The 1,694-nt window shown below is 67.1% G+C and carries 1 protein-coding gene; it reads right to left on the reverse strand.

What is annotated here, in order from left to right; translation table 11 throughout:
• Positions 1–1,694 (reverse strand): multifunctional oxoglutarate decarboxylase/oxoglutarate dehydrogenase thiamine pyrophosphate-binding subunit/dihydrolipoyllysine-residue succinyltransferase subunit (locus tag DMC64_RS42540; protein ID WP_125738236.1); only part of this gene is annotated, 1,694 nt, incomplete at both ends.

A 1,694-nucleotide genomic window follows, 5' to 3' on the forward strand; every position in this document is an offset into this window, starting at 1 on the left:
TGGTTGTTGACGATGACGTGCACGGTGCCGCCGGTGCGGTAGCCGCGCAGCAGCGCCAGGTTCAGGGTCTCGGCCACGACACCCTGGCCCGCGAAGGCCGCGTCGCCGTGCATCAGGACGGGGAGGACGGTGAAGCCCTCGCCACCCTTGTCGAGGATGTCCTGCTTCGCGCGGACGATGCCCTCGAGGACCGGGTCGACGGTCTCCAGGTGCGACGGGTTCGCGGTCAGCGACACCTTGGTCTCGCCGTCGCCGAACATGCGGAAGTACTTGCCCTCGGCGCCGAGGTGGTACTTCACGTCACCGGAACCGTGCGCCTGGCCCGGGTCGAGGTTGCCCTCGAACTCCTGGAAGATCTGCGCGATCGGCTTGCCGACGATGTTCGCGAGCACGTTCAGGCGGCCGCGGTGCGGCATACCGATGACGACCTCGTCGAGTTCGTGCTCGGCGGCCTTGTCGAGGATGGTGTCGAGCAGCGGGATCGCGGTCTCGCCGCCTTCGAGGGAGAACCGCTTCTGGCCGACGTACTTGGTCTGCAGGAAGGTCTCGAACGCCTCGGCGGCGTTGAGCTTCGAGAGCACGTACTTCTGGACCGCGGGGTCCGGCTTCTCGTGCGGGATCTCGACGCGGTCCTGGATCCAGCGGCGCTCCTCGGGGTCGAGGATGTGCGTGTACTCGATGCCGACGGTGCGGCAGTAGGAGTTGCGCAGCACGCCGAGGATGTCGCGCAGCTTCATCCGCTCCTGGCCGGCGAAGCCGCCGACCGGGAACTCGCGGTCCAGGTCCCACAGGGTCAGGCCGTGGGAGAGGACGTCGAGGTCGGCGTGGCTGCGCTGCCGGTAGTTCAGCGGGTCGGTGTCGGCCATCAGGTGACCGCGCATGCGGAAGGCGTCGATCAGCTCGATGACGCGCGCGGTCTTGTCGACCGGGCCGTCCGGGATGTCGGCGACCCAGCGGATCGGCTCGTACGGCAGGCGCAGGCTGGTGAAGACGTCGTCGTAGAAGCCGTCCTCGCCGAGCAGCAGCTCGTGGATGCGCTTGAGGAACTCGCCCGACTCCGCGCCCTGGATGATGCGGTGGTCGTAGGTCGAGGTCAGCGTCATGATCTTCGAGACGCCGAGGTCGACCAGCGCCTTCTCGCTGGTGCCCTCGAAATGCGCCGGGTACTGCATGGCGCCGACGCCGATGATCGCGCCCTGGCCCGCCTGCAGCCGCGGCACCGAGTGGTTGGTGCCGATGCCGCCGGGGTTGGTCAGCGAGATCGTGGTGCCGGCGAAGTCGTCGGCGGTCAGCTTGCCGTTGCGGGCCTTCTTGACGATCTCCTCGTAGGCCTGCCAGAACTGCATGAAGGTCATGTTCTCGGTGGCCTTGATGGAGGCCACGACGAGCGTACGGGAGCCTTCCTTGCCCTTCATGTCGATCGCGAGACCGAAGTTCACGTGCTCCGGCGTGATCGCGAACGGCTTCCCGTCGATCAGCTGGTAGTGCCGGTTCATGTTCGGGAAGTCCTTCAGCGCCCGGACCATCGCGTAACCGATGAGGTGCGTGAAGGAGATCTTGCCGCCGCGCGTGCGCTTGAGGTGGTTGTTGATGACGATGCGGTTGTCGGCCATCAGCTTCGCCGGGACGGCGCGCACACTCGTGGCCGTCGGCACGGACAGCGAGGCGTCCATGTTCTTCGCGATCGCCGCCGC

It is taken from the genome of Amycolatopsis sp. WAC 04197, assembly GCF_003947475.1.
GTDB classification, from domain to species: Bacteria; Actinomycetota; Actinomycetes; order Mycobacteriales; family Pseudonocardiaceae; genus Amycolatopsis; species Amycolatopsis japonica.